The organism is Sphingobacterium sp. CZ-2, from assembly GCF_004526235.1.
Taxonomy (GTDB): domain Bacteria; phylum Bacteroidota; class Bacteroidia; order Sphingobacteriales; family Sphingobacteriaceae; genus Sphingobacterium; species Sphingobacterium tenebrionis.
Map to the genome: position 1 here is coordinate 3,821,480 of NZ_CP038159.1, position 23,141 is coordinate 3,844,620.

Below are 23,141 nucleotides of genomic sequence, written 5' to 3' on the forward strand. Positions count from 1 at the left end.
TTTAAGGAATTACCTAAAGCTATGAACTAAAAAACGAATATTTTATGAGGCTAAACATAAGCCTAAATAAATTAAAAAATATTAAAAAGAAATGTTCAGTTGCGCTATAAAATTCCGTCCAGGGCGTGCAATTTTCATGATGTCCTGATGCCTGTAATAATAGCTGTCGAGCATATTCTCAACACGCATATTAGCTGTGATGCGATTCTTTTTGAAAAGAAAGCTTTTTCGGATGCCAGCATGGAGCAGGGTAGCAGATCCCGTCTTCGTATCTCCATAAACCTCCGGACTTACATGCTGCTGCTCGGCATAATAAGCGACTTCCATTTGTGCAACCCAATCCTTTATTTTCCAAAGGAAAGTGTTGTTATTCGTAAATGGTGCGATCAATGGCAGCGCATTTCCCCATTTGTCCTGACCATAGGTATAGGAACTTGTACTGATCCATTCGAGGTTTTTCAAAGCTTGGATCCTGAAGGACAGTTCTGCTCCCGAAAGCTGTGCATCCGGAATGTTCTGGTATTGCTTGACACCAGTTGCTCCGATGGTCATCACTTGGTAATCGGGGAGAATGGAGCCTACAATATAGTCTTTGAAGGCATAATGATAGGCTGTGGCCTCCAATCGCAGCCATTCTTTCTGGAAACTCAAACCTAAACTGGCCTGTAGGGATTTTTCGGTTTGAAGATCCATATTACCCAGATAGTCGTAATTATCCATTCTATTGAACAGGTAAAAACCATAATATTCCTGCAGACTAGCGGCTCGGTTTGCATACCCTATTTTGGCCATAACATGCCAATTGCTACTTGGGTGATAATGTCCTGTCAGGTTCACATTCCCCAAATGATTATTCCTGTTGAAGTGAGCTCTTTGAAAACTGGAAAGCTGTTCCTTTCCTTCGGTACTAAATACATTAGATTGGGAAAGACTATACGTCCCCATCACATCCAAGCCCCATCTTTCGTTGAATACGTAGCGATCGGAAATATCCAAGCTGTAAAAATGGCGCTGTACATCGGGCAGGGTATACATGAACATGGGATTTGCATCCTTTGGATACATGGTCATATTGGCTGTTAATCGGTTCAGATAAGCACTGACCCTGGCCTGAAAGAAATGATTCCCTTTGGATAATCCTGTTTCAGAATAGAGACCCGCTGTCCATGACAACCCGGGCATATCCATATGCATAGGCACGGTTTCTATGGGTCTTTTGGTATCATCCATGGCATGGTCGATATGGTTGAAATAGACCTTCGAGCGGATGGGGGACATCTCGGGAATAGCAGAAGTATAGGTATGTGTAAGGGAAGCAATATTGGCATTCGCGAATGCCACATCCATGGTCAAAGCCGGATAACCAATATCCTGCCCATAATCGGCCAGGTATTGGGCAAGCAAGGTGTTTTTGTCATTCAGCTTGTAATGGAAAGCCGCGGATGCATTCCATTTCTGGAATTGGGAATTGGAAATGATAGCCTGGTTTCCTGCCCTATAATTTCCTGATTTTCGGAAGATCCCGTTGATCAACAAACCATATCTATCGGTCGTGTATTGTAAGGATCCTAAAGTCTGTAGCGCCTTTGCATTGGTTTCATATCCAGTTCCAAGCATACCCTTAAAGCTTGATTGATCGGTAAAATCCGGAACAGCCAGTTTGAAGTCTATTCCTCCGGCCATTCCACCACCATAGTTTTGGAAGGAGGACCCCAAATTCACATTGATCTGTTGCAGGTTGCTCGGTTCGATATACGAACTGATGGGATCCATCCGATCGGTGCAAGCACCGAAAATGGCCATTCCGTCTATACTCAGGTTGATCTGGGCGGCATTTAAACTACGGATACTGGGTTCCCAGGCGTAGTTACCGCGACGGATCATTTGCACGCCTGCTACCCGATCCAGAATCTGGTCGATATTGGCCTGCTTGGAAGCACGTTGTTCCTTTTCTACCTGTTTATTGATCCCAACTTGGCTGACCACGACAACCTCTTCGATTTCTACATTCCGAAGGGTATCGTGGTTTTCATGATGTTGTGCAAAACCGGAATGCCCAAGAAAGATGGCAGCCAGTCCCAAACCTATTGCTACAGCTTTCATATGCTACCTATATTAAAAAAGTAAATCCAAATAGATGTCTTTCGCTATTTCATTTTCTCCCAATTTCAAATCAAAGAACAAGCGCCAATCGCCCGTCATGGTAAAATTCACCTTGCCTTGATATTGGCCCTTGCCGATGGAAACAGGAACTACATTATTTGGGGAACCATGGTTCATCGAAGTCATCTCCGGGTGGAAACCTAAGGCTAATCCTTCTACCGGTGAAAAAGAGAACATGTTTTCCCGCAAAAAGACCATCAGCACTAAATCATTCATGCCCATCTTTGGTTTGGAAGGTTCTACTAAAGCCAACACATATTTCTTACCATCATTTCCAGAAATGGTTTTTACTGGGGTATTTCCAGTAGCCGCTGCTGTTACGTCTACAGGGATTTCCACCTCTTTTCCTTGGTAGGTTACTTTTAAGCTCCAAGTTCCAGATTCTCCTGAAGGCATGGTAAATACGACAAAACCTTGGTAGGCTTCTAAATTGGATTGATAGGTCAGGTTTCCTGATGGCGCCCCGTGGGCCATGCTGCCCATATCCATGATTGGCGCAAAAGTTAATGGCTGATCTTTCACCGCTAACCCATTCTTTTTGACCTGAAAATATAGGTTCTGATAGCCTACTTGTAAAGCTTTATCAGCAAAAACACTAAGCTGTTCTCCAGTAGGCAAACTTGTTTCTGCCAATTTAATCTTTCCATCCATCGGCAAATCCAATACTTCATCTTTTTGACATGATCCCATGAACAGCATTCCGATGCTCATCATGAGGAGGTATAACATCTTTTTCATGATTTTTTTGATTTGATTTTCACATATTCAATTGTGCTCTTCCTTCATCGCTCATTTTGTCTATCGACCAAAAAGGTTCCCAAACCAAGTTTATTTCGATTTTCAGCGCTGGAAAAGCGGTTAACAGTCTATTTTCAACTCCCTGTATAATAGCATCGCCCATCGGGCAATTTGGGGTTGAAAGCGTCATTTCTACCTTTATTTTGGTCGGTTCGGAAAAATCCAGGTCGTAGACCAAACCCATATCTATAATATTGATCCCTAATTCAGGATCGATAACCTGCGATAAAGCCTGTAGCGCTTTGATCTTTTCAGCCGCATATGGATCGCTTAGGTTAATCTGCATCACTCCTCCTTCTTTTATAGAAGACCACCATCAAGACATTCCATAGGTAAAGGATGGACAATAAGGTCCATAGGTAGGTAGCTCCTTCCAGTAACCAAGAAATCTTCAAGCTGATACCCAATAAGGATAATAGGAGATTGCCAATGAAAAGGAAGAATTGACCTTTTAGTAATTGCTGGCTATACATACCCTTGGGCATGGGAATCTTTTCTTTCCCATTCAGATCCTTGAATTTTAAGTTCCAAATGATAAATGGCAAGGTTTTAAAGGTCATCCCAAGCACAATTCCAGTGATCCAACCCATAAAAATGAGGAAGGCATATAGGCTGATCACATTTCCAGCGGGAGTTTGTACGACGATTGGCAGCATAGCAAAGGCCATGAGCGAGCAGATAAAAGATAATAGCGCATGCTTCATGGGTATGTCTATTTTTTTCCTTGCCCTGTTCTTTATACAATCTAGGATATAGATTGCCCAAGAAATAAACCCTAAGAAAATTAAACTAGCGCTCCAAAGGGAGTTCAACCCTACACTATTCAGATAGCCATCTGCTAAGAATACACAAAGACCCAGATTAATTAAAACAACCGCGGCATACAGGAATCTGGTTTTATTGCTCTTTCCCAACAGGAACATAGGCAGCATCTTAGCGCCAGCACCTAGGATCAATTGCAGAAACCAACCTACAATTCCGGCATGTGCATGAAGTTTTAGGATATCCAAATGGTTTTTAGATAAGAAACCATGGTAAAGATTGATCGCCAAGAGCAAGCCAATGGTCGTGGTGAAACAGAACCAGAAAGCAGAAAACGAAAAGAACAGATTCAGTTCAAAACCATGCGAAACATCTTTAATGGTCATCCAAAGGTTGAGGAAGTACAAGTAGGAGCTCAGACAGACCAGTGACCCAGCGATGATCATCCAATGATCGGTTTTGAAATGCCAAAAACAATAGATCAATAGCAAAGAGCCCATCATCAACAGCAGGTAACTCCCGAAAGCCATCGGAGGCGAAAAGAGTTTCTTTCCAAAGATGACGGGAACCAACTGGTAGGCCGCGCCTAAAATAATCATGCTTCCCCAACCTAAGGCAAGTGTATGCACGATGGCCAACACCTTGGGTTGGAAATAATGTCCCAGGATCTCTTTACCGGTAATCCCCAACAAAATAGAAGCAAGCACAAAGAACAGTGCAGCAGTTACATAACATGGAACGACCACATAGGCTTCTGGCGCTTTATTTATTTCTATTCTGGACATTTTCGCTTTATTTTAGATAAAATAATATCCTTACATCTCCTTCTCCGACTTCTGCAATCCGCATGGTATATCTTTCCTTTTCCAATTCCTCCATCAGATACAGGGGCACCTTATGGTGTTGTACATACAATATTTCAGCTTTTTGGAGATCATTCAGTTTCATCAGGATCTGTTCCATGGGTTGAGGCATGGGTAACCCACGTACATCAAGAAAAAGGATCTTTTCCGAGGGATAATTTTCTAATATTTCCTCCAATTCATGGATAGCGATAAAAGAAATGGGTTCAGCCAACTCTTGCACGGGCTCCTCTTTCAAAAAAAAACAATGGTAGACAGGATTCTCTCTCGTTTCCATTTCTTCCACAAAACATTGAGCCCCTTTCTTTTCCAGTATAGGTATCAATGGATAGGGTATAAAGGAATTGATAAGCAAGAAAACCGAGCCTGATGGCACTTGATGATAGGCCTGAAGGATTTCTTTCAATGGATCCTGCCCACCCAATAAAATAGGACGGACATCCAATTCTTTACCAATGATTGCATGCTCTAACCAAGCTGGTTTTTCGGGTTTATTGACTTCCTGTTGTGTATTTTCAGCAAACTCATCCTCTTCCCAAATAAAACCAAGAGGCACCAACACACGTTTGAAATCCTGCACTTCACAACCCGCGATACTGGCTGCTTCGACTATAGATACCCTTGGGGTTAAGAATTTACGCAATAACGGGATTTTTATTTTACGCAAAGGCTTGGCTATAGATGCGATAGCATCAATGCTAGATTCGTTGGCTTTTATTAGCGCGGATATCTTTGTATGTTGGTTTATCCTCATGGCCACATTTAAAAACAGCACTCGATATGCTCATTTGAAAAATATCTCTTTATAAATCTTTTTTCCGGAAATGCCTTACGGATAACCAAAGGGGGATCAGACACCACAGCAACATCACACCCAAGGTAATCCCCATTCCTAATCCTGTTCCGAAAAAATCCCTGAAAATTGCTCCGGTATAACCCATCATGGCGGAGAGATCCAGCTGCAAGAGGATCAATATCCTACTGATATCAATGGGATTGAACATGGATAAGGCCACCATCATGTTCTCGATCGGATAATCGGAGAACTGGAACAAGAGGAACAAGACCAATGCATCGAACAATAAGCCGAAATACAGCCATAATAAGATGGCAAGCCCAATTCCTTTGGACTTATCCCGGATCAATACCGAGGTCCACATGGCGATGGAAACAAAGATCAGGGACAGCAATAGACCGCATCCGATCAAGATCAGGCCCGAATTACTGAACGCATACATCAATGTAGGCACACCTACACCGATAAAAAATGAAAGACTCAAGGGACCGGCCAGCCCAGCAAAAAGGCTTAACCAGATATTGGTCCTTTTGAGTGGTTGGCTCACCAATAGGTTGATGAATTCCGAACTGTTATACAGGTATATGCTTGAAAACACGATACTCATCAAAGGCACCACAAAAAGGACGATATTTAATAAGCTGATCAAGCCCTTTTCATAGTTATCTTCCATGCTATAAACACTAATGGAAAGTGCAAATAGGAGAATGGTATAGCATATGATGGTTTTGTTCCTTAACAAATCTGCCAGGACATATCTTATTACTTTATTCATGGGAACCTTATTTAGAAGGACTGGAAACAGACATGATATGGGCTATCGCTTTCGAGAGCTTATCTGTTCCGGTATCCATTTTTAATTGATGAAGTGATTTATGAAAGATCAGATTTCCATCTTGTAGATAAATGATCTGGGAAACCATGTCGTCCAAATCACTGAGTACATGGGAGCTGATGATGATCAATTTATTGTTCCCCATTTCTTTCTTGATCTTATCTTTTAAGATCTCGGTGGACAAGGGATCAAGCCCGGCTGTTGGTTCATCCAATATAAGAGCTTTAGGATTGAACATGAATGCCAAACAGGCACTCACCTTTTGTCTGGTCCCACCCGATAGGGTTCCCATTCTTTTTTCCAATAAAGCGGGTAGATTAAATGAATGGAAAAGATCGAGGTCCAGCGTATCCTCCGGCATCTTACGGATGTCCTTCATCATATCCAACACCTGACCGATGGTCATGTTTTCAGGATATTGCCCAATCTGTGGCATATATCCGATCTCGTTCCTGTAGGTCCATTTCTGTTGGATGTTTTTTCCATCGAACAGGATATCACCAGCTGTTGGAACGACCATGCCTAAGATCGATTTGATCAAGGTGGTTTTACCGCTTCCATTTGGCCCGATCAAGGCAATACATTCCCCGCCCTGCAAATCTAGATTGATATCTTTTAGCACTTTGAACTTGCCAAAGTCTTTGGAAATATGTTGAATCTGGATCATACCTTCACTGATTTCATGCGAGGTTGCTCATCTTTGAGCCCCTCTGGTGTTAAACTTGGTAATAACTTCTCCGAACGGTCAAATAAGGTGACCATAAAACTCCTGAACAGTAACATCACGGAAGGATATCGTTCTACCAACATGGAAAACAAGCTGACCGGTCTGAACGGCACATCGCCAATTCCATCCCTGTCCAGATCATACCCTTCATATTTATCCCAATAATTCTGGGTGAAATTGTTCAGGGTCAAGGTTCCATTAGTGGCTACATCAAAGGTATTCTGCATAAAATTATTGTCCCTGAATGTATTGTCCATACAACTTGCCTGGATTTTGATCCCCCAACCATTTCCTATGAAATTGTTGTTGTCTATATGTATCCTATTGGATCCTTCCATAAAGATCCCCGTGGTGTTTCGATCAAATTTATTGTTGATGATCTGGCTATCTGAAATGTCCTTCAAAAGAATTCCGTAGGAGGCATCGCCCCAGTTTTCTTCGAACAGGTTGTTTTCCATATGTACATTTTTGGTGTACATGACGGCCACCCCTGCTCCATTTGCACGGAAGGTATTGCCTACATAACTGTTATCATGTGAGAACATAAAATGTAGACCATAGCGAAGGTTTTTTTCAGAGATGGTATTCAACACATGGGTATGGGTTACAAACTCCAGGTAGATGCCATCCCGATGGCCAGTGACCGTATTTCTCTCAATATGCAGACTATCTGATTTCCAACCATGTATTCCATTGCCGATCAATTGTTCCGCCGTTCCATAAGCCTCGATTTTATTATCCAGGATTTCCAGGTGCTTGGAGTTCTGCGAATAGATCCCAAAGAAATTATCAATCAGTATATTATCGATCACTTTGACATGATGGGTATTGTAGATTTTTATACCCGCAATATCGTTAATGGAAGAATGACCGGAATTCTTGATCTCAAAACCTTTAATGGTTACGTGTGGGGATTTTACAGATAGGGGTTCATGCTTTTTCTCGGCTTCTAACGTTGGTCTGCCTTCGCCCAACAGGGTTATGGCTTTATCCACGATGATGTTACCTTCTTTGTACAATCCTGCTTTGACCAAAACGGTATCTCCGGCCTTTGCCATCTCGATACCTTGTTTGATGGTTTTTACAGCTTGGTCTTTGCCTATTTTAATGGTAGTGGCATGTAGCATGTCCACTACCATAAATAAACAAATCATTGTACCAACTATATTCAAAGCTGAGCTTCTCATAATGTTCAGATTATTTCCACAAATCATCCCATGTAAGGATCTTTCCTCCCAAGGATGCTTTCGTTTTCTCTAAATCTGCTTTGTTGCCAAATGCAGCGACATTACCACGCATTGGACTTTTCAATTCCTCGCTTTTGAGGTAGAACATTTTTTCTGCAGGCATCAATTTATTATTGGTATAATCCGGCAGGTAATAACTGGCCACCTCTTCCTTCTTCACCTTACTCTCTTTCACATAGGCTACCATACAGGATACATCATCAAAATTATATACCCTTCCTTTTTTGGTTTGCAATTGGGTTCCAAACCGTTGATCGCTGACGGTCATCTTACAATATGCACATTGATCAGTCCCGTATTTGATCGGTTTTGGTCCATTGTTTCCTTGACAAGCTTGCAATCCTAACATCATGAGCATCAAACTGCTCAGGCAAATACATATTATTCTAAAATTTTTCATGATTATCGAGTTTGTTTTTTTGATTATTGTTTGGCTTTCCGCCATTCTTGAACAGCGCAGTAGGCTAACAGGATCCCGCATCCTATAAAAATCCAACCGCCAATATCAGGAATGGAATATGCCCCGAAATTTAAAAGTTGTTTGTAACCAATCAATGGTGGCTGATAGGCCATTCCCGGCACTTTGATCGGAGCGTTGGGGTCAAGGTTGTGACCATAATCGTATTCCCAAATGTAGAAATCGACCATCGCTACGATTCCAAAAAGCAGGAAAGCTCCGAACAGTACATACACCCATTTTGGCTTATTGGCCAATCCTACGGCTAAAAAGGCCAAGGCAAAAAAACCAATGATATAGGGCAGCACGGTAAATTCAACGAAATCGTCTGCATGCAAGGTTTTCATACCGATATAGTGGTTAAGACCGTTGATGATCTCCACTTGACCGGCCAGTTTATGGCTGTATATCTGCAATTCCAACCCTTCGGGGTATTGAGCTGCATCCAGCTCAATACGCCAAATAGGAAGGAAGATGACGGCTACTAAAGCCAGGCTACAAAGAACCAATAAAACTCTGTGTAAGGCTGACATTTTGTTTGTAGTTTCCATCTTTATGGTGTTTAGTTAGTACCTTCTTTAGGTAAGTTTGTTCCAACACTGTAAGAAATAGGCACATTGCTTCCTTTCTTAGAGATGCGGATATATCCCTGCATTTCTTGGTGCAACGCACTACAGAAGTCTGTACAATAGAATGGGAACACGCCTATACGATCCGGCACCCATTTCAATGTTTGGGTTTCACCTGGCATGATCAACAGCTCACCATTTCTGGCACCTTTCACTGCAAAACCATGCGGCATATCCCAATCCTGTTCGATGTTGGTAACGTGGAAGTAAACCTCATCGCCCAATTGTACACCTTCGATATTGTCTGGAGCAAAGTGAGAACGGATGGATGTTAAATACACATGTACCTGATTTCCTTTACGTTCTACGCGTGCATCTTTTTCACCTTTGGTAGCATAAGGGTTGGTGTTTTCTTCGATCTTGAAGATTTTCACACTCTTATCCTTCACCTTTTCTGCGCGGATCGCTTGTGCATAGTGCGGCTCACCAATGGTTGGGAAGTCAAGGATCAGTTGCATCTTATCACCAGAGATGTCGAAGATCTGCGCACTTTGAGATAGTTCTGGTCCAGTTGGCAAGAAACGGTCTTTTGTAATCTTGTTATATGCCACTACGTATTTTCCGTCTGGGCTCTTGGTATCACCACCTGGGATCATTAAGTGTCCAGTAGAGTAATAGGTAGGAACGCGGTCAAGTACTTTTAAGTCTTTGATGTTCCATTTCACCAATTCAGAAGAAACGAAGAAGGAAGTAATCGCATTTCCTTTACCGTCAAACTCGGTGTGCAATGGTCCTAAACCTGGTTTTTCAACTTCACCATACAAGGCAGCATCGTATTTAATGATTGGAATACCACCAAATTTTCCTTCAAATTGTTTCCCTTCGATCGCTTTTTGAATTTTGCTGAAAGAGAATACCGGAATCAATGCGGCCAGTTTTCCTGAACCTACGATGTATTCACCTGAAGGGTCGACATCCACGCCGTGTGGAGATTTAGGACATGGGATGTAATAACATAATCCTTCTAACTCTTCGGCATTCAACACAATGGTTTCTGTTTTGAATTCGGTTTTTGAGGTATGCGATTTCTCGTCGTATTTATTGTGGGCATACTTCAATCCGGTTACTTTCTTACCCTTTCCAGCTTTCAGGTATTCTTCTGCTTTTTTCCAGTTTACCGCCAAGACAAAGTCTTTGTCGTTTTTGGAAGCATTTACCTCTAATAAAGTATTTGCCTGTTCGGTATTGTAGGTAGAGAAGAAGAACCAACCGTGGGAAACCCCTTTACCAGCGCGACTTAAGTCGTAATTGACACCTGGTGTTTCAATTTGGAAGGCTAAATCCATATTTCCATTCTCCTTATTCACACTCACAAAACTCAATGTACCACGGAAGTTTTGTTTGTAGGTATTGATCGGCACATCACCAGACTCTCCGTCTACAGGCACGGAGAAGCGGGTTCCAGCCACCACATATTCGGTGTTCTCTGTAATGAAAGGTGAGGAGTGGTTACCACCGCTGTTTGGAAGTTCTAAGATCTCCGCTGTACGGAAGGTGGTCAGATCCACACGCGCTAAACGCGGGGTGTTGTTTGCATTGACAAATACCCATTTACCATCGTATTCACCATCTGTTTTAGATAATTGCACGTGGTGCAAATCATCCCATGGCACATTACCATGTGAAGTTTCCAACATCGGTTTTGTTTCTTCACTGAAACCCCATCCTTTTTCAGGGTCAAGGGAGAAAACCGGAATTACCCGAAGCAATCTACCTGAAGGCAATCCGTAGACAGATAACTGACCACTAAATCCTCCAGAAACGAAATTGTAGAATTCGTCGTATTTTCCAGGAGCAACGTATGCCTTCTCGGCAGCACCACCGCTCACGGCTTCACCTGCGCCTTTTGGCTTACAGGCTTGGAAAGTTGATAACAGCGTTGCGGCTGCTAAACCTGTTAATAAATATTTTTTTAATTCCATTGTTTTATGATTTTTGAGGTTAATAAAACACTCGTTTGATATTATTTTACACCATCATTCTGGCGCATGTATTCATAGATTTTGCGAGCATCGTCATCGGTCAGGTTTTGATTAGGCATACGCACAAGACATATTTCCAATTGTGCCTGCAATTCCGGATCCTTATCGATCATGGCGTCTGGATTCGTGATGAAATTCATGATCCATTCTGGTTTTCTACGCTCTGACACGCCTTTCCAGCCTGGACCTACCAATTTCTCATCGGTCATCTTATGGCAGGAAGCACATTTCAGATCGGCAATCACTTTTCCGTCATTGGCCATAGACACGTCCAGTTTTTCGCCCACTTCTACTTTATCAAACTTTCCTTCACCTCGGTGTGGATCATATGTACTGGCATCACTTGCTGCTGGAGCACTCTCTTCGGCGTAAGTACGCTCTTCTTTTTTCTCGTTGTTGTTTGATGAACATGCATACATGAACAAGCTCATCAAACAGAATACAATTAGTTTTTTCATAGCTTCGTTAGTTTTTGTTTTTACAATGTTTGTGTATTTTGTTTTCCACAAAGTTATCCTCAAGTTCCGCCAGGATTTTATGCGTGGAATCATAAAACGGATTTGGCTTCTTTCAAAATCTCGTTTTTTATATCGCAATCGTCTTTATTTCAATATCTTATGAATTAAATTGATTTTAATCACTATTTGGGGTGACCAATGTCAGTAGGGGAACGACATATTGTGGATAAATTTGTCTTAATATGAATTTTACCTAATAAGATATTTATGATCCCAGTGGAACTATTAATCGAAAAAGGAGCCAGCAGCAAAAAATGGAACGCTGGGGAGATTATTTATCGGGAGAACAGTCCTTCCAATTATTACTACCAATTGGAGAGTGGTCGAGTTCGGATCAGTAACTTTTTGGAGGATGGAAAAGAAGTCCTACACAAAATCGTTTGTGCCAATGAGGGTTTTGGGGAGGTGGCCATTCTGGACGAAGGAGTGCATGTGGTTACCGCCATTGCAGATAGCAGCTGCACTATTTTAAAGATCAGTACCGCGGCATTTTTAGAGATATTAAATGAGTATGGAAGTATTCAGCTTATGATTACCAAACAGATTGCTAAGGATCTTCGATTTAAACATTTTATTACCAAACTGATCTGTAACCATAGCCCAGAAGAAATCATCTCGGGATTATTAGAGAAGTTGAACGAGGAGAGGAGATTGATCTGCCCAGAATGTAACCGCTTAATGTTGACCCGACAGCAATTGGCCAACATGACCGGCTTAAGGGTGGAAACCATCATAAGAACCATGAAAATCATGGAAAAGGAAGAAAAGTTGAATATCGTGCGGGGGAAAGTCTTTGTATGTTAAAAGCTTTGGGTAATATGAGTTTTAGAAATTGGATACAATGGAGTGTATTCAATTTTTTGATCGTAGGATTATGGGGTTTTATGATGCGCATGAAATTTCTTTTTCCCTTGCCTTGGATCGATCAGAAAAACATCATGCATGCGCATTCCCATTTTGCTTTTGCGGGTTGGGTTTCTCAAGCATTGATGGTTTTTTTGGTTCTAGCTGTACTTGGCTTAGGATCCACCGATAAGGTTCCTAAAAAATACCAGTCTGTTTTATGGCTTAACCTGTTAAGTTCCTTCTGTATGTTGATTGCTTTTTCAATCACAGGATATGCCTTCTTTTCAATTGCCTTTTCCTTTTTGGTAGTCTTAGCTTCTTATGGATTTTGTTACATGCTCTGGAAGGATCTTCGATCAAGTAGCCTAACAAAACCGATCATTATCCTTGTAAAAGCCGCCCTGCTGTTTCATGTACTCAGTTCGATAGGCACCTATGCTTTAGTCTATCTGAAGGTGACCGATCAACTGGATCCCTTGAAACAATTGGCCTCTGTGTATTTCTATTTACATTTTCAGTATAATGGCTGGTTTTTCTTTGGCTGTTTTGCCTTGATCAATCAGTGGCTTTCTGAAAGGGTAGGAAAAAACATCATCTCTGAACGATTTGCCTTAATATATAGTATAACGGTGGTTCCGGCCTATTTTCTTTCCGTTTTATGGTGGAAAGGTTTTCCGGCTTGGTTATACGGGCTATTGATTGTAACTGTTATTGTACAACTGTTCTTATGGCTTTCCTTTATAATTCGGGCCATAAAAGTAAAAGCTAAGCCGGGAGAGGCAGGTATCGGAAAAGAAGTACGGGTAATTTGGACTTGTGTGGCCTTAGCGGTTTGTATGAAATTGGTCTTGCAGGCCGTTTCCATCATCCCATCCTTAAGCCAATTGGTTTATGGTTTTAGGCCTATTGTTATTGCCTATCTTCACCTCGTCCTTTTGGTGATCATTTCGCTATTTATTTTGGCCTATGCCTTTCAAAAAGGTCTGTTGCTGATCAGAAAACATATTCAACTCGGCATTTATGGACTGCTTTTGGGTATCTTTTTGAATGAATTCCTATTAATGTTGCAGGGAATAGGCGGCCTGATTCGACATGCCTATCCCTACACACATGAAGGACTGTTTTTAGCATCGGGCATTATGGTGCTCAGCCTGCTGCAGATACTTAGAAAGCAACTGAGTAATTAAAGCTTATAGGCCTTCCTTCTGGCCTTTTCCAGTTCAAGCTCTAATTTTTTGATCTTCAGCATTTCTTTCGAAATTTTATTCATCGCTTTTTCCTGTTCCGTATCAGGCACTTCCCCTTTACGGTCTAATTTTTCCAATTTCTCTCCGATCTTCTCGATGTTTTTGTGGGTTTTGCTTAATTTCTCCTCCAGATCGGCCACATTTTTCAAAGCCTTTTCTTTCTCTCTCTTAGCTTTGGCTATTTTCTTCTCTTCCTTCTTTATCTTTTCTAAACGCTTCAACGCATCCTTTTCCGCCTTGATTCTTTTCTTTTCCGCTTTTTCAGCAGCTTTAATCATCTTAGCTTCTTCTTTTGCCTTTGCAGCAGCCGCTTTTAATTCCGCAGCATTTTCTGTAGTTATTCCGGCATTGTTGGTTGATTTTACTGTTTGATTGGAGGCAGGTTTTTGCATTTGGGCATGAACCTGTAAGGTGCAGATAGCAAAAAACAGCATAGCTACTGCAGATTTCATTCCTTTTTTCATTGTTTGAGTTAATAAATGATCTGTTAAATAATGATCAATATTAACATTTTGCCGAAACTCAATAAAGTTAATTGGTAAGAATTTTAGCTATTTGTAGATGGAATACGATGCCTCCAAGGCAACCCTATGCTTATAAACCCAAAAAAGGCGCCTTTCCCAGAAGGAAAAAACGCCTAATTCACCTATACTATTAAACTTATTCTATTGTTTATCCCACCAGACCCTACCGGTCAGGTTATCCCCTCCTGGAATGGCGGCTCCAGCGGCTTTGTAATATTCTGCATTGGAGTTTGCAGCTTCAGAAACGGGATATGGGAAGCGTCTAGGGATCTGACCCTGTGTATCGCTTGTGGAGTATACGATCGGAACCAGTTCTGGAAATCCAGTCCTGCGCCAATTTGCCCATGATTCATAAAAATTTAAGGCTGTATTTTGATGCACCCAATACTGTATGCCGATCTGTTTTAGTCCTTCGGTTAAAGGATGTGCATTGGCATACGCTTCTGCCGCTGCATCGGTAATCGCCAAGGCAGGATCATATTGTCCGAGAAAGGTAATTCCCGATTTTATGCCGTTTTTATAGTAGGTGCTCGCCGCGGCACCTATTCCCCAACGTTGGGAAGCTTCGGCAGACAAGAGCTCCGATTCACTATAGGTTAGGATAAACGTTATTCCATTTCTTTTGATCATACCCGGATGCGGGGAAGAGTAATCTGGCATGGTTGTATAAGAAGGGTGTGAACCAATTCGATAGGCTGGATTATTCCCCAAATCCTTACCATTGGGCATTCCTTTTTGTTGGGCCGGATCGCTTACATAATTCGGGTTCATCTCTTTCACCCCATCGCTCATCCATAACTTGCTCACAGCAACATTGATACGCGGGTCGTTTTTGCTTTTGAGTGCATTGATAAAGGTATCGGACCATTTTACGTAATAATGCTCTTGCCCACCATCACCCAATAATACCTGACTATTTCTATTCTGGGTAACACGGGCACCGGATTCATCATGCTTTAAAAAAGCATTTTCACCATTGCCCTGTAAGGTTTTTCCGATGACCTTGGTTGCATATGCCTTGGCAGTCGCCTCATCCACTTTGGTCAATCGCATGGCCAATCGTAGGATCAGCGAGTTTCCAAAACGCTTCCATTTGTCTAGATTGCCATCATAGATTACATCGCCACTTACCTGATCAGCTGCTGCATCCAATTTAGAAACCGCATCTTCCAGTTCCTTGAGCATATCCATATAGATATCCTGTTGCTTATCATACTTTGTGGACAAGTTTTTCATGTAGTAGCCTTGTCCAGCCTCTGAATAGGGAATATCTCCATATAGATCTGTCAAACGGGCAAAGACCAACGCCTTCCAGATACGCGCAACCTGATGTAGGTTTTTATATTTTGGATTGGTCTTGGTGACTTCCACCACATCGACTATGGGCTTGACCTGTTCGGCATAAGCTCTTTCCCAATAAGCGGAAGTATACCAAGGGGTATTGAGGTATTTATCGCCTGCCCAATAACTCACCACCGAAGATAGTCCCTGCATCATCGTCCCGGCATAGATTAGGTTTGCCCGCCAGGTTTCGTATGCAAAATCTATACTCCCGGTATAGGTCAATTGCGCGGTGCTAAAGGTAAAATTAGGATCGAAATTGGTTGGACCATAAGCCACTGGATCCGTATTTATCTGTTCAAAATCCTTCGTACAGCTCTGGAATATCGCAGCACCTGCAAACAGGATTAGGCCCATTATTTTTAGTGATTTCGTTTTCATTTTCATTCAGGAATTAAAATTTAACATTGAGGTTAAGGCCGAAGGTTCTTGCCGGAGGCATCCCTCCGAGCTCAAGACCAGGGAAAGTAGCATTGTAACTCGATTCAGGGTCGATATTATCTGTTTTCTTCATCAGAATAAACAGGTTCCTCCCCACGAAACTAACATTCAATGCTTTGATCCGGTCATTGAACAACTTTCCAGGAAAACTATATCCTAAGGTCAATTGCCTAAATTTGATGAAACTAGCATCATTGACAAATAAATGGGAAGCATTATTGGCGGTATTCTCATAGAATTTTGGTGCAAGGTTGCCCAATTCTTCCCTGTTTTCCAGGGTTGCTTTGTGCAATCCCTTGATATAACCCAAGTAATCTGTTCCGGAGAATAATTTACCTCCGAATTTACCATCGATCAAAAATCCAAGGTTTATATTTTTATAACTGAATTCATTGTTCCATCCGGCAAACCACTTGTTATAGGCAGACCCAAAAGCCTTCAAATCGCCCTGTTTTGGCGTTCCATCAGCATTTTTTACGATCTGTCCTTGATCATCATAAGCATAATCAAAGGCGACGATCTGTCCCATGGCCATTCCTGGAATATTCTTTAGGAACCCAACCCCTGAACGGGAGGTGGCTACCAATTGTTCATCCAAACCATCTGCCAAAGAGATCACTTTATTATCATTGAAGGTCATGTTCAAGGAACTGGTCCACGAAAATTGGTCGTTCTTAATAGGAGTCCCCGTAATCAATGCTTCAACACCTTTGTTTTCGATGGATCCGGAATTCAAAACGGATTGGGCATAGCCCACAGAAGTAGGGATCGTGACCCGGATAATCTCATCTTCAGAGCGTTTTTTATACCAGGTCAAGTCCAGACTTAAACGATCATTAAAGAAACGAATATCCGTTCCGATTTCCAGCTCTGATGCTTTGGAAGGTTTTAAACTGGAATTTGGGATGTAATCATAAGAGATCTGACCAAGAGGCGCTCCGTTTAAAGATTCGCTTTTGAAATTATAGGTCAACGCGGTTTGATAGGGATCTGTAGCTTGACCTACAACCGCATATCCCGCACGAAGTTTCCCAAAACTGATCGAGTTGGACTCCAATAATTCGGAGAATACAAATGATCCACTTAAAGATGGGTAAACCACGTTCAGTTTATTGTTCAACCCAGGGGCAGCCAAGGTAGAGAACCAATCAGACCGGACACTTCCTGTTAAATACAGGTAATCTTTATAGGCCAATTCCATCGTCCCATAAACGGATTGCATTTCCTGCTCGGATTCTGCATAGGCAACCGATTTATTCTTTAAGCCTACAATGGTATGTACACCTGGAACCAAGAAACGCGTACCTTGGTTGGTGGTGATGTCTGATTTGGTATTGCGGTAACTCGCACCTATATTAGGTGTTAAGCCAAAATCTTCTGCCAAGGAGAAGGATTTACCGATCAACATATCCGCATTGACATCGGAGAAACGCATCTTTTGTGACACAAGATTGTTCGGCGCCGAATAGGCCAATCCTTCCGGGAACACACTAAAATAACTGTTGGTATAGTAGTCCTGTCCTGCACGTCCTTGGATGAACAGTCCATTAGCCAGGGTATAACGGGCAGAAAGGGAACTGATCAGACGGTTTCTGTCGGTATTATTCACGATCTCATAGGCCGCGAAATAGGGATTGGTATCCCAAGGGTTTCCTTTATTATAAGGTATTTCTTGTCCTGCATCAGTTTTCCAAGGTTTCAGATCGCGGATATCCACGCTGGTTGGTAAAAATACCGCATTATAATTGGCACTACCTGCCCCATCGGAAAGCATCGGGCGGTTTTTGGCATCTTCGATGATATAGTTGGCCCGAGCATCTATCTTCAATCGGTTGATGGGTTCAAAAGTGCCGGTCAAACTATAGGATTGTCTATCCAAGCCTGAATTTGGCATGATGGACTTATTCCTCAGGTCACTAATGGACAAGCGCAAGGCTCCTCCTTCAAAGGATTTATTCAGGGCCAATGAATTGGTCCAGGTATGCCCATTGTCATAGAAATTTTCAATATTGTCTTTTTGGGCGATGTAGGGTCTGGAAATACCATCAAACTGCGGGACACTGGAACCATCCAGTCTGGCTCCCCAACTTGATCCGCCAACTTGGGCTGCTGCTGCGCCATCCGCCGGTTTTTCTCCATTGGTTCCCTGGCCATACACATATTGCCAATCCGTGCGGTCCATCACTTGCTCCAGAACGAAGTTACTGCTGAACTCGATGCCAGATCCTTTGCCAGACTTGGTGGTGATCAAAATTACCCCCGCTTTTGCGCGTGAGCCATATAATGCGGATGCCGCTGCGCCTTTCAGTACAGAAATGCTTTCAATATCATCGGGGTTGATATTCCCGATGGCATCTCCCATATCCGGTGCATTATCCCATTGGCTACCTTTATTGCCATTCGGATTGGTATTGATGATGCCGGATGGAGAGTTCTCCATAGGCACTCCATTGATTACATATAAGGGTTGATTGGTTTGGCTTAAACTGGATGCGCCCCGGATGATCACACTGGTCGCCGAGCCCACTCCACCAGCGGTAGAGGTAACATCCAATCCCGCAACTTTACCAACCAAGGCGTTTGCCACGTTGTTTTCACGAGCCTGGGTCAGGCTTTCCCCGTTTACCTGGGTTACAGAATAACCCAATGTTCTTTTCTCGCGGGTGATACCCAATGCCGTCACCACCACTTCGTTCAACATCATCTGATCTGGAACCAATTCAATTTTTAAGTTGGTCTCAGCACCCAGAGTAATCTCTTTAGAGGTAAATCCGGTATAGGAAATCACCAAAACAGCTCCTGAAGTAGCCTCCATTTCAAACTGTCCGTTCAGGTCCGTTGCTTTTGCAATGGAAGATCCTTTCAAGCGGATGGTTGCTCCAGCCAATGGATGACCTTCCAGATCTGTTACCAAACCCTTTACCGTCTGCAGTTTTTGCTGATTGACAACGACCAAACCCGATTCGGAGACACTGAAAGCCAATCCATTCTTTTTGAACAGTTGAGGCAGCAGGTCCAACACCAGTTCATTTTCCACGGAAAGGCTCATTTCTTTGGAGAAATTCTTAATTCCCGGGTTGAAAACGAAGTAATAGTCGCTCTGATCCTCAATTAATTTGAGGATTCGGCTCAGTTTTGTTTTCTGTACATCGAGGGTTACTTTCTGCTGGGAATATACATTCCCTTTCACATTGAGCAGAAACAATAAAATCATAATCAAGGTTAGTTTCATTCGGATAATGAATCTAAAGTACAAGCGCCGGTTAGAATGCACTTGCAACAAGTCATTTTTAATCATATTTTAGTACTTGGTTAATTTTATACTTGGCAGACACATGGTCAGATGTGGCTGCCTACTTTAATCGATTCAAAGGATAGTGTTAGCGCACTATCCTTTCTTAGTTTTCTGAAATAGTTATTTTCTTACCATAAATCTTGAAATTAAAAGGTTGAACATCTTGCAATGCTTTTAAAGCTTCCTGAATACTTTCGTTGCTGAAGGTGGCGGTGAAACGATAGTCTTTGATTTTCTCACCAGCCAATTCAATTTCCACATCATACCATCTTTCCAACATATATTTTACCTCTTCAAAATCTTGATCGGCCATCACCAATCGCCCGTTCTTCCAGGCAATGTCGTTGATCTCCTCCGCAGCAAGATCTTCCACCAGTTCATGGATGACGATCTCTTTTGCACCTTGCTGTTTTGGGGAAGATAACTTTTGCTCTTCCATCGGAATTAATTTGGAGGACCGTTGGATGGATACCCTTTGATTCGGTCTGATCAAAATGGCATTGCCATTTTTACCTTTACTGTGCATCTCAATCAACCCTTCCAACAGAAAAGCTTCGGATTCACTGGCTTCTGGATAGGTTTTCACATTGAATACGGTACCTAATACCTTAATATCAAAATCTTCCGTTTCCACCAGGAATGGTTTTTCGGCATCCTTCTGCACCTCAAAAAAACCTTCACCAATTAATTTTACCCGACGTTCATGTTGATTGAAATCTTCGGAAAGCTGCAATTGGCTCGCTGCATTTAATTTAACAACCGTTCCATCGGGCAATGTAAATTCCTTTTTCTCGCCTTTCTTAGTGCTGAGGTTTTGCTGACTAAATACGACTGCAGTAGAAACTGTCCCATCTTTTTCCAGATTTAGAAAATAATAACCAACACTTAATACCGCCAGGAGAACAGCAGCTATGGATGCCCATTTCCAATAGTTAATGATTGGTGTCGGTTTTTGATATGTGGTTTTATCTGTTACTGTTTGCTTAAATTGATGAAGCTGTTTTTGGATTGGTCTACGGTTGGCACTTAATATCTGATAAAGGCGTTTGGCCCTATCTATGGTTTCCGCTTGGTGGGGATTGTTTTTCAGGTAATTTTCCCAATATTGAATGCTAAGATCATTCTCTTCTCCACAATACTGCTGGAAAATAGGATCTATCAAGAAATCTTCGATCTCCACAAATTTATGTTCTTTCATTCTTTAGGCGTTTACTATATAGTACCGGAAAAGCATCGTATTGCCTAAGAGAAATTTAAAGTTTTTTTATCATGGCTGAATATCAGACACTTAACTTATTAAAAAACTGGATTTTAGAACATCAATAGTCATAGAATTCCTGTCGCATGATCTTTAGGGCATCATACAAGGTATTATAACAGGTCTTGACGGACATATTCGTTATTTCAGCAATCTTTTCATAGCCCAGATTCTCAAAAAACTTTAATTGAACAACCTGCTTTTGTCGAAAGGTGAGCTTAGCGAGGGCAGCTTTCAATTTTAATTGTACGATTTCATCCGATTGTACCCGAATAATAAATTCATCGTAGGGCATTTCTGTCCACTCATCCTGCTCGACCAATAATTTTACGGCATTGGAAAGTTTCTCCTGGCGTTCCAAGAGGCGGATAATCTTTCTTTTCAGGATGGTAATCAGGTAGGACGGAACGTTCTCCACTCGATCTAGGTGATCTCTTCGTTCCCAGATAGAGAGAAAAACATCATCTGTGGCATCGTTGGCCAGTTCCGAATCACCAAAAGTTTTAATGGCAAATCGAACCAATTCGGGGTACAGTTTTGCATAGAGATCAAAATACGCTTCCTCTTCTCCAGAACGTATTCTTTCCCACATAAGCTTATACTGCATATTTTCCCTCATTATTGGTTTATATATGATTTGGTCCTCTATATTATGTTGTGCAACCGCCTAAGTTGGTTAATTTTTACGAATTTCCATAAGCTTCTGGCATTTTTTATCTTGAAATGACCTCCTTCGATTTATTCTTATCCTAAGCCTTTATTTTTCTTTCTTTTTGTTACTTATTTCCGTGTTTATACCAAAAAATCGATAAATATTAAAATTAAATTAACGTTTTTTAAAATATTTAATATAACTTTAATATAAACATAATAAAACCTAAATACCCTTTAGAGGGGGATTCAATAGCTTTGCGAAGTATTTTAAGAAACTAAAAACGGCTTTCTGACCCGTTTTCGATGTTAACATACCTTACATTGTGTTTCTTTTTTTACAGAAATATGAATAACATAAACTATAAGCGAAATGAATTGTTTACTTACTTATTAACTGACCAAATTATGAAACTTCTACCTGTATTAACAGTCTCCCTGTGCTCCTTATTGCTTTTCACAGGCTGTAAAGACGAGGAGACACTCAAAAAGAGTGATCATGATCCCAGCAAACCAATCTTGCTAAAATCATTCTTCCCTTTAGAAGGGGGGGCAAGGACCAAGATTCTCTTAGATGGGGAAAACTTCGGTTCTGATCCATCAAAAATCAAAGTTTATTTCAATAATGCCTTGGCATCGGTAGTTTCCAGTAGCGGCGAACGAATCTATGCTATTGTTCCGCGTTTACCTGGAGAGGACCCGAAAATATCTGTGGTCATTGGCCAAGATTCCATGGTGTATGAGAACAGTTTTGTCTACCATACGCAAGCCCAAGTCAGTACAGTAACGGGAAATGGAAAGAAAAACTTCAAACCAGGAGTGCTTTCTGAGGCAGAAGTTTATGGAAAGTACCTGGAACTGGATGCTGAAGGGAACATTTTCATGTCCTGGCGTGATGGTGGTTCACCAGCAACATTCGGTGTGGCACGTATCAATGAAAAGGAGAACATCGTAACGCCATTGATCGAAGCAGAATCGTCTACCCGGATCCTTTATGCAAATGGATTGACAGTAGACCGTGCGACAGGTATGCTTACAGCTGCCCATGAGTCCACTAAAGAGGTAATCTTTACTTTCGATCCGCGGGAGGCTTGGTACCCTCGACAACGTAACGTGAAATATTCAACTGCAGATCTTAACTCCATTGTGGATGCAGATCGTTATAAGAACTTCGTGACCTTCTGCCCTTATGATGGTCACTTATACACCCGGTACCGCGATGGGAAGATCGCAAAAATCAATCCGGAAACAATGGAAGCAAAAATCGTTCATCAAGGTCCATATGGATCTCAGTATGGACAGGCGATCAACCCTAAAAAACCATGGTTATTATACATCACTTTACACTCCAATGCCTCTCCAACGGAATTTAGACAGGGGATATCGGTATTAGACCTACGCGACCCGAATGGTTCAGGAGGTTTTAAAAGAATGAATGCGCCTGGAGGAAGCGGTTTCCGTGATGGCCCAATTGCTGATGCCCTATTCAATTTTCCAAAGGACATCAAATTTGATAACGATGGGAACATGTTTGTTGCCGATTATGGAAACCATTGTATTCGTATGGTATCTGCGGACAACATCGTAACTACAGTTGCCGGGCAACCTGGAACTGCTGGCTACAAAGATGGTGGACCCGTAGAATCCATGTTCAATCAACCTTGGGGCGTTGCAGTAAACGAACAGGGCGATATTTATATCGCAGACTGGAGTAATGCGCGCATCCGAAAACTGGTGATCGAATAATTAGGCAAATCAACC

At 41.9% G+C, this 23,141-nt stretch carries 20 protein-coding genes; 3 read left to right on the forward strand and 17 right to left on the reverse strand.

Annotated features, from left to right (window positions below; all coding sequences use genetic code 11):
* Positions 1 to 81: 81 nt before the first annotated feature.
* Genes E3D81_RS16655 through E3D81_RS16710 form a run of 12 tightly spaced genes read right to left on the reverse strand, consistent with a single transcriptional unit; the run spans position 82 to position 11,717 of the window.
* Positions 82 to 2,103 (reverse strand): TonB-dependent receptor, encoded by a 2,022-nt coding sequence (locus tag E3D81_RS16655; protein ID WP_099365063.1) that lies wholly within the window; start codon positions 2,101 to 2,103, stop codon positions 82 to 84.
* A gap of 12 nt (positions 2,104 to 2,115) precedes the next feature.
* A complete protein-coding gene (locus E3D81_RS16660; RefSeq protein ID WP_134778289.1) occupies positions 2,116 to 2,901 on the reverse strand; it encodes a FixH family protein in 786 nt (261 codons plus the stop codon).
* A 19-nt stretch (positions 2,902 to 2,920) separates the two neighbouring features.
* Positions 2,921 to 3,247, reverse strand: coding sequence for a metal-sulfur cluster assembly factor (locus tag E3D81_RS16665; RefSeq protein WP_099365065.1), 327 nt, complete (start codon positions 3,245 to 3,247; stop codon positions 2,921 to 2,923).
* Positions 3,237 to 4,508: a hypothetical protein gene (locus E3D81_RS16670; protein ID WP_134778290.1), complete on the reverse strand. Its 1,272-nt coding sequence runs from the start codon at positions 4,506 to 4,508 to the stop codon at positions 3,237 to 3,239. Before E3D81_RS16670 ends, E3D81_RS16665 begins: the two co-directional genes overlap by 11 nt.
* 7 nt (positions 4,509 to 4,515) lie before the next feature.
* Positions 4,516 to 5,340 carry a DUF2249 domain-containing protein gene (locus tag E3D81_RS16675; RefSeq protein WP_134778291.1) on the reverse strand — a complete coding sequence of 275 codons (825 nt, stop codon included), beginning with the start codon at positions 5,338 to 5,340 and terminating at the stop codon, positions 4,516 to 4,518.
* Between the two features lie 49 nt (positions 5,341 to 5,389).
* Positions 5,390 to 6,157, reverse strand: a complete 768-nt coding sequence (locus E3D81_RS16680; RefSeq protein ID WP_134778292.1) for an ABC transporter permease subunit — start codon at positions 6,155 to 6,157, stop codon at positions 5,390 to 5,392.
* 7 nt (positions 6,158 to 6,164) lie between these two features.
* On the reverse strand, positions 6,165 to 6,884 hold the full coding sequence (locus tag E3D81_RS16685) for an ABC transporter ATP-binding protein (RefSeq protein ID WP_134778293.1): 720 nt from the start codon (positions 6,882 to 6,884) through the stop codon (positions 6,165 to 6,167).
* Complete coding sequence (locus tag E3D81_RS16690) at positions 6,881 to 8,131, reverse strand: nitrous oxide reductase family maturation protein NosD (RefSeq protein ID WP_134778294.1); 1,251 nt, start codon at positions 8,129 to 8,131, stop codon at positions 6,881 to 6,883. The genes E3D81_RS16685 and E3D81_RS16690 overlap by 4 nt, the downstream gene beginning before the upstream one ends.
* A 10-nt stretch (positions 8,132 to 8,141) precedes the next feature.
* Positions 8,142 to 8,591 (reverse strand): nitrous oxide reductase accessory protein NosL, encoded by a 450-nt coding sequence (locus E3D81_RS16695; RefSeq protein WP_167554359.1) that lies wholly within the window; start codon positions 8,589 to 8,591, stop codon positions 8,142 to 8,144.
* A 23-nt stretch (positions 8,592 to 8,614) separates the two neighbouring features.
* Positions 8,615 to 9,199 carry a hypothetical protein gene (locus E3D81_RS16700; RefSeq protein ID WP_134778296.1) on the reverse strand — a complete coding sequence of 195 codons (585 nt, stop codon included), beginning with the start codon at positions 9,197 to 9,199 and terminating at the stop codon, positions 8,615 to 8,617.
* Positions 9,200 to 9,210: 11 nt separating this feature from the next.
* Positions 9,211 to 11,199: a Sec-dependent nitrous-oxide reductase gene (gene nosZ, locus E3D81_RS16705; RefSeq protein WP_134778297.1), complete on the reverse strand. Its 1,989-nt coding sequence runs from the start codon at positions 11,197 to 11,199 to the stop codon at positions 9,211 to 9,213.
* Positions 11,200 to 11,240: 41 nt separating this feature from the next.
* Positions 11,241 to 11,717, reverse strand: a complete 477-nt coding sequence (locus tag E3D81_RS16710; protein WP_099365151.1) for a c-type cytochrome — start codon at positions 11,715 to 11,717, stop codon at positions 11,241 to 11,243.
* A 267-nt stretch (positions 11,718 to 11,984) separates the two neighbouring features.
* On the opposite strand from E3D81_RS16710, the gene E3D81_RS16715 reads away from it, so the two are divergent.
* Both E3D81_RS16715 and E3D81_RS16720 read left to right on the forward strand, forming a co-directional pair.
* Complete coding sequence (locus tag E3D81_RS16715; protein ID WP_134778298.1) at positions 11,985 to 12,581, forward strand: Crp/Fnr family transcriptional regulator; 597 nt, start codon at positions 11,985 to 11,987, stop codon at positions 12,579 to 12,581.
* Between the two features lie 14 nt (positions 12,582 to 12,595).
* Positions 12,596 to 13,810: a hypothetical protein gene (locus E3D81_RS16720; RefSeq protein WP_134778299.1), complete on the forward strand. Its 1,215-nt coding sequence runs from the start codon at positions 12,596 to 12,598 to the stop codon at positions 13,808 to 13,810.
* On the opposite strand, the gene E3D81_RS16725 is transcribed toward E3D81_RS16720, so the two are convergent.
* From E3D81_RS16725 to E3D81_RS16745, 5 genes are all read right to left on the reverse strand, one after another.
* Positions 13,807 to 14,334 (reverse strand): hypothetical protein, encoded by a 528-nt coding sequence (locus E3D81_RS16725; protein WP_099365074.1) that lies wholly within the window; start codon positions 14,332 to 14,334, stop codon positions 13,807 to 13,809. The two genes, E3D81_RS16720 and E3D81_RS16725, sit on opposite strands and share 4 nt — an antisense overlap.
* A 201-nt stretch (positions 14,335 to 14,535) precedes the next feature.
* Positions 14,536 to 16,116: a SusD/RagB family nutrient-binding outer membrane lipoprotein gene (locus E3D81_RS16730; protein ID WP_134778300.1), complete on the reverse strand. Its 1,581-nt coding sequence runs from the start codon at positions 16,114 to 16,116 to the stop codon at positions 14,536 to 14,538.
* A gap of 13 nt (positions 16,117 to 16,129) precedes the next feature.
* Positions 16,130 to 19,390, reverse strand: coding sequence for a SusC/RagA family TonB-linked outer membrane protein (locus tag E3D81_RS16735; RefSeq protein ID WP_245153242.1), 3,261 nt, complete (start codon positions 19,388 to 19,390; stop codon positions 16,130 to 16,132).
* 184 nt (positions 19,391 to 19,574) lie between these two features.
* Complete coding sequence (locus tag E3D81_RS16740; protein WP_134778301.1) at positions 19,575 to 20,669, reverse strand: FecR family protein; 1,095 nt, start codon at positions 20,667 to 20,669, stop codon at positions 19,575 to 19,577.
* A gap of 121 nt (positions 20,670 to 20,790) precedes the next feature.
* A complete protein-coding gene (locus E3D81_RS16745) occupies positions 20,791 to 21,336 on the reverse strand; it encodes an RNA polymerase sigma factor (RefSeq protein ID WP_245153243.1) in 546 nt (181 codons plus the stop codon).
* 452 nt (positions 21,337 to 21,788) lie between these two features.
* Here E3D81_RS16745 and E3D81_RS16750 point away from each other — a divergent pair, with 452 nt between their 5' ends.
* Positions 21,789 to 23,126, forward strand: a complete 1,338-nt coding sequence (locus tag E3D81_RS16750) for an IPT/TIG domain-containing protein (protein ID WP_134778303.1) — start codon at positions 21,789 to 21,791, stop codon at positions 23,124 to 23,126.
* Positions 23,127 to 23,141: the final 15 nt, after the last annotated feature.